The organism is Bifidobacterium samirii (assembly GCF_003952945.1).
Taxonomy (GTDB): domain Bacteria; phylum Actinomycetota; class Actinomycetes; order Actinomycetales; family Bifidobacteriaceae; genus Bifidobacterium; species Bifidobacterium samirii.
The window spans coordinates 38,402-44,615 of sequence record NZ_QXGK01000021.1 but is presented as its reverse complement, the minus strand read 5'-3'; the positions used below and the strand labels follow the sequence as shown (position 1 = coordinate 44,615).

The following is a 6,214-nucleotide window of genomic DNA, read 5'->3' as shown; positions in this document are numbered from 1 at the left end:
CCAGGCCGAGCAGGACCCGGCCGTCGAACGCGCTAGACTCAATACCAAGCCGCGCGGTTTCATTCATTTTTTCAATCACACACCGAATCAAACCGCACGGCCCTTACACACCAAAATGCGAAGAGCCTGAAGAATGCGCAGAACCATTCCGTCTGCGCTTCGACGGCGTCGGGATGGTCGAATCCGATGAGTCCGATCTCCCGTGCGCGAGGGTCCGGATGCAGTCGTTTGGAGGTGACGGCATCCTGCATGGGATGGTCGTTGAACCGGTAGGGGAACCGGTACGTGGGGGAGGAGTTCCGGAAAAGCGGCTCGTCCACGCCCCAGGAGCGAAGACTGGGCGGCCACATCAGCTGGGCTGCACGGTCCACGTCGGACAGGCAGTATCCGTATTGGCTGAGCCAATCGTCGACGGCGTTCTTCCGCCGGGAGGCACCGGAGACACTGACCGCATATACGTGCAGCTGGTCGTCGCCCGCGAGGCTGCCGATCGACTCCGCTCGATCGAAGCATGATCGTGCACCCTTCATCCGTTTCTCTCCTGCCACGATGTAGTACGTGCAGTCGGATCGCAGAGCGGACCGTTCCGGCAGACGGCGTCCGCCATTGGATCCGAACGAGTCGGAGAAGATCATGATGCCGGTGCTTTGCTGCACGCATCCGACGTTCTTTCTCCACTGCTGCGGTATCCGGATGCGGGACTCGAGTCGGCCGAGCGGATCGGTCAGCACGATGGTGTTGCGTCGGTCCGTCAACAGCTCGCGCAGCGAATACGGACGGTCGTCCACGGTGATCGTGTCCTCCGATTGCAGGCGGCTCGGTACGGATGCCAGGCCGCGACGCCTCAGCGCGATCTCGACCCGGAACCGTGCATTGCCGCCGGGCTCGCGCCGCAGGAACATGAGCAGCGGCAGCGTCATCTCCTCGCGTGCCGTGCCGGAACCCGCATGGTACGCCTCGCAGTTCTTCGCCCAGTCGTCCTTCCGACGATGCGCGAAATGCGGGTTGCGGGTTCTCGGCACATGATTCCTGCGTCTGCTGTCGAAGTCCCACCCCATGGCCCGCGTGATGACGGGCCTGGAACAGAACGGACAGTAGAACCGCACCGATGCGGGAACGTCGCCGTGGAACCGGTCGTTGACCTCCTGCGCGGAGACCTGCACGGCCCCGGCCATGTTCACCACCTGGATCGCGCTATCCATGGGCGTACCTGAATCCGGAGGCCGGGAGTGCTTTCATATCGTCTTCCCTTGTTTCGCGCATCGATGATGCGATCGGGGGATTCTTACCGTCGAGCATCGGTCCGTTGAAATGCAGGCCGGCGACGGCGCGTCATGCAGCCGCCACGGCCGGAGTTTCCTCGGCGTCATCGCAGTCAAGCTCGTCGCGCTCGCGACGAAGCTGCATCAGGGCAAGAAGAATCCAAGCGACGGCGGTCATGCCTCTTGCCGCGGCTCGGGTCATGTTCCTGTCGGCTTGTGCAAGCTCGGCGAGGAGCGACAGGGCATTCAACACGGCGACGGCGATGTACATCGTGGACAGCTTGGGCAATCTCATAGGCGACAGTATATCCGTTCCGCGGCGGGACGGAAGGCGCGCCATGCGGCGTCCGGAACAACGAAAGGGCCCGCGATCCCAGCGGGGATCGCGGGCCCTCAGCACCCTGTCCGGGTCAGAATCACATCGCGTTGATGGCGACGGCCAGACCGGACTTGCGGTTCGCGGCCTGGTTCTTGTGGATGACGCCGGCGCCGGCAGCCTTGTCGAGCTTCTGGGCGGCGTTCTTGTAGGCGGCCTCGGCGGCGGCCTTATCGCCGGCGGCGATGGCCTCGCGGGTGGCGCGGATGGCGGTCTTCAGACCGGACTTGACGGACACGTTGCGCAGGTGTGCCTTCTCGTTGGTCAGCACGCGCTTCTTCTGCGACTTGATGTTTGCCACATTTACTCCAAACGACGTTTGCTATAAGGACATACAAGCGAAGATGATAACACGGCGTGCCGATAAACCGTAAGCCGACGGTGGAGTGTCGCGTGCGAATGCCGAGAGGGGCCGGTAAGCTGGTGGTTTTAGCGAATGCGGTCCGCCGCCCGGCGCCATGGAGCGCGCCGGAACGACGGGCGGGCCGCGACGGACCATAGACCACGACCACGGAGGAGACGGCTCAGGTGAGCGAACCGAAGAACAAGCCCGGATATACCGACCAGTCGCTGATCCGCAACTTCTGCATCATCGCGCACATCGACCACGGCAAGTCGACCGTGGCCGACCGCATCCTGCAGCTGAGCGGCATCGTGCCCGAACGTGAGATGCGCGACCGCTTCCTCGACCGCATGGACATCGAGCAGGAGCGCGGCATCACCATCAAGTCGCAGGCGGTGCGCGTGCCGTGGACGTTCGACGGGACCGAGTACACGCTCGGCATGATCGACACCCCCGGCCACGTCGACTTCACGTACGAGGTGTCGCGCGCGCTCGCCGCATGCGAGGGCGCGGTGCTGCTCGTCGACGCGACGCAGGGCATCGAGGCGCAGACCCTGTCGAACCTGTACATGGCCATCGACCACGACCTGGCCATCATCCCCGTGCTCAACAAGATCGACCTGCCCAGCGCCGAACCGGACAAGCACGCCGAGGAGATCGCCGGCCTGATCGGCTGCGACCCGTCGGACGTGCTGCGCGTGTCCGGCAAGACCGGCGAGGGCGTGGCCGAACTGCTCGATCGCATCGTCATGGACGTGCCCGAGCCTAAGGGCGATCCGGATGCGCCGGCCCGCGCGCTGATCTTCGACTCCGTGTACGACTCGTACCGCGGCATCGTCACCTACATCCGCATGGTCGACGGCGAGCTGCGCGACCGCGAGAAGCTGCACATGATGGGCATCGGCATGACCCATGATCCGATCGAGATCGGCGTGATCAGCCCCGACATGATGCGCACCAAGGCGCTGGGCGCCGGCGAGGTCGGCTACGTGATCACCGGCGCGAAGGACGTCAGCCAGTCGAAGGTCGGCGACACGATCACCACCGACCGCAACGGCGCGGCCGAGCCGCTCTCCGGCTACCGCGACCCGCAGCCGATGGTGTACGCCGGCCTGTTCCCGATCGACAACGCCCAGTACCCGGACCTGCGCGACGCGCTCGACAAGCTCAAGCTCAACGACGCGGCCCTCATCTACGAGCCCGAGACGTCCGTGGCGCTCGGCTTCGGCTTCCGCTGCGGCTTCCTCGGCCTGCTGCACATGGAGATCGTGTGCGAGCGTCTCGACCGCGAGTTCGGCCTCGACCTGATCTCCACGGCGCCGAACGTGCCGTACGAGGTGACGGCGGAGGACAATTCGGAGCATCACGTGACGAATCCGAGCGAGTTCCCGGACGGCAAGATCAAGCGGATCGTGGAGCCGATGGTCGCGGCCGACATCATCACCCCCAAGGAGTTCATCGGCGCGGTGATGGACCTGTGCCAGGACCATCGCGGCATCATGGGCACGATGGAGTACATTTCCGTCGACCGTGTGGAGATGCACTACCGGATCCCGCTGGCCGAGATCGTGTTCGACTTCTTCGACCAGCTCAAGTCCCGCACGAAGGGCTACGCGTCGCTCGACTACCATGAGGACGGCGATCAGTCGGCCGACCTGGTGAAGGTCGACATCCTCATCCAGGGCGAGAAGGTCGACGCGTTCAGCGCGATCGTGCACCGCGACAAGGCGTACAGCTACGGCGTGATGATGACGAAGAAGCTGCGCGAGCTGATCCCGCGCCAGCAGTTCGAGATCCCGATCCAGGCGGCAATCGGCTCGCGCATCATCGCGCGCGAGAACATCCGCGCCCTCAGGAAGGACGTGCTGGCCAAGTGCTACGGCGGCGACATCACGCGTAAGCGCAAGCTGCTCGAAAAGCAGAAGGCCGGCAAGAAGCGCATGAAGATGCTCGGCCATGTGGAGGTGCCGCAGGAGGCGTTCATCGCCGCGCTGTCCACCGGCGACGAGGGCAACGACCGCGACACCAAGGACAAGATCCGCGCCGCCCAGAAGACCGAGGGCTGATCCGCCGCTCCGGTTCCGGCTCCCTCACCCGAGGGAGCCTTTGTTTTCCACCGTTCCATCATCCCATCCACACCGATGACAGGGGGAGTGTCTTGCCGTTCGAAGTGTACGTCCACGTGCCGTTCTGCATGCGACGCTGCGGATACTGCGACTTCAACACCTACACCGCACGCGACCTGGGCGCCGGCGCCTCGCGCGGCAACTACGCCAACATGGTGATCCGCGAGATGCGCCTGACGCGCGACTGGCAGCTCGCGCACGGCGTCGACGAGCCGGCCGCCGAAACCGTGTTCTTCGGCGGCGGCACGCCCACGATCCTGCCCGCATGCGACCTGGTCGCCATGCTCGACGCGATCCGCGACACGTGGGGCGTCGCCCCGGACGCCGAGATCACCACCGAGGCGAACCCGGACACGGTGGACGCCGACTATATCCGCGAACTCGCCGACGGCGGCTTCACCCGCGTCTCGTTCGGCATGCAGTCGGCCGTGCCGCACGTCCTGAAGACCCTCGACCGCACGCACACACCGGCGAACGTCGCCGCCGGCGTGCGCGCGGCCGACAAGGCCGGCCTGCGCTCCAGCGTCGACCTCATCTACGGGGCCCCGGGGGAGAGCCTCGACGACTGGCGCACCTCCGTGCGCACCGCCGTCGACCTGGGCGTCGACCACATCTCCGCATACGCGCTGACCGTCGAACCCACCACCAAGATGGGCCGTCAGATCGCCGCCGGCATCCTGCCCAAGCCGGATGACGACGACGAGGCCGCCAAATACGAGATCGCGGACGACACGCTGGCCGAAGCCGGACTGCAATGGTACGAGATCTCCAACTGGGCGCGCCCCGGATACGAAAGCCGCCACAACCTCGGCTACTGGCGCAACATCGACTGGGCCGGCCTCGGCCCCGGCGCCCACTCCCACTACAACCATGTGACCGACATCGACGAGGCCCCCATCGGCGCGGCGGACGGGGAGGCCGACGGCGCTCGCGGACCGGCGTCGCCGTCCGCCCATGCGCTGCGCGCATGGGACGTTGCGCACCCGCGCATGTGGGGCGCGGCGATCAACGAGAGGTGCGTGCCGTGGGGCGGTAGCGAATCGATCACGCCGGGGGAGCATCTCGAGGAGCTCATCATGCTCGGCCTGCGCCTGCGCGAGGGCCTCGACCTGGACCTGGTCAACCGGACCATCACGATGCTCGAACGCGACGGTCACGATTCCCCGTTCCGGACCATCGGCGTCGGCGACCTGACCGCGCTCGCGGACGACGGACTCATCACCGTCGGATGCGATGCGGACGGCCACGCCCGCATCGTCCCCACGCGTCGAGGCCGCCTGCTCAACGACGCCGTCATCGAACGCTTCTTCGACCTCGCCGGCGTCTGATTCCGGAAACCGTTACGAAACCACCAGATTTTTCAGGAAAAACGTTACAAATCGGTCCGATTTTCCGCGAAAAACGTTACGGACTGCGATGCGGTCGGTGACCGGCATCACCAGAGGATGTCGGTGGGGGCGGTGGTCTTGTTGCGTTCGATGATCGCGCAGATCTGCTCGGGCGTCTCCCGGCAGCCGCGGCGCAGCCACAGCCAGATGATCGACGACACCGCGGAGACGAGGATCTCCATCGCGTAGTCGGCGGGGATCCCGTTGTACGATTCCTGCGGTTCGACGCCCAGATGCGTTGCCTGCGTGACGATGAGCTGCTTGAGGGTCTTCTTGAGCCGGTCGTACAGCTGCATGTCGTTGCCGGACCGGGATATCGCGTCGAAGAACGCGTAGTCGTCCCTGATGTAGCGCAGCGCCTGCGCGATCGCGCGCGACTGGAACGCGTCGCATACCGCCGTGCCGTCGCGCGTCACGGTGACGCCGTCGCGGTCCGCGTCGTCGATGAGGATGCGGGTCAGGTCGTCGACGGCGTCGTCGACGAGCCGGGTGCGCAGGTCGAACTTGTCGGTGTAGTGCATGTAGAACGTGCCGCGGTTGATGCCGGCGGTGCGGGCGATGTCGCTCACGCTCATCGCATCGAACCCCTTCGACCGCAGCAGTTCGGTGAACGCCGCCTTGATCCTGGCCTCGGTGCGCGTGTTGCGCTGTCCGGTCACCGCCGCCATGCCGACCTCCCCGTCGAATCGTCCGACGGCGCGGAATCGGCCGCCGGGCAT

General features: G+C 65.6%; 6 protein-coding genes. 2 read left to right on the top strand and 4 right to left on the bottom strand.

Annotated elements, in window-relative coordinates:
- Positions 1-71: 71 nt before the first annotated feature.
- The 3 genes from D2E24_RS10370 to rpsT form a co-directional block, all read right to left on the bottom strand.
- On the bottom strand, positions 72-1,202 hold the full coding sequence (locus D2E24_RS10370) for a competence protein CoiA family protein (protein WP_164521076.1): 1,131 nt from the start codon (positions 1,200-1,202) through the stop codon (positions 72-74).
- 130 nt (positions 1,203-1,332) lie between these two features.
- Positions 1,333-1,557: a hypothetical protein gene (locus tag D2E24_RS09025; protein WP_125969013.1), complete on the bottom strand. Its 225-nt coding sequence runs from the start codon at positions 1,555-1,557 to the stop codon at positions 1,333-1,335.
- A gap of 121 nt (positions 1,558-1,678) precedes the next feature.
- Positions 1,679-1,939 carry a 30S ribosomal protein S20 gene (rpsT, locus tag D2E24_RS09020; RefSeq protein ID WP_125969011.1) on the bottom strand — a complete coding sequence of 87 codons (261 nt, stop codon included), beginning with the start codon at positions 1,937-1,939 and terminating at the stop codon, positions 1,679-1,681.
- A 227-nt stretch (positions 1,940-2,166) separates the two neighbouring features.
- On the opposite strand from rpsT, the gene lepA reads away from it, so the two are divergent.
- Positions 2,167-4,047 carry a translation elongation factor 4 gene (gene lepA, locus D2E24_RS09015; protein WP_125969010.1) on the top strand — a complete coding sequence of 627 codons (1,881 nt, stop codon included), beginning with the start codon at positions 2,167-2,169 and terminating at the stop codon, positions 4,045-4,047.
- A gap of 128 nt (positions 4,048-4,175) precedes the next feature.
- A complete protein-coding gene (gene hemW, locus D2E24_RS09010) occupies positions 4,176-5,435 on the top strand; it encodes a radical SAM family heme chaperone HemW (protein WP_125969016.1) in 1,260 nt (419 codons plus the stop codon).
- A gap of 107 nt (positions 5,436-5,542) precedes the next feature.
- Here the strand turns inward: hemW and D2E24_RS09005 are convergent, their stop codons facing one another.
- Entirely contained in the window at positions 5,543-6,163 is a 621-nt protein-coding gene (locus D2E24_RS09005) for a TetR/AcrR family transcriptional regulator (RefSeq protein ID WP_125969009.1), read from the bottom strand.
- Positions 6,164-6,214: the final 51 nt, after the last annotated feature.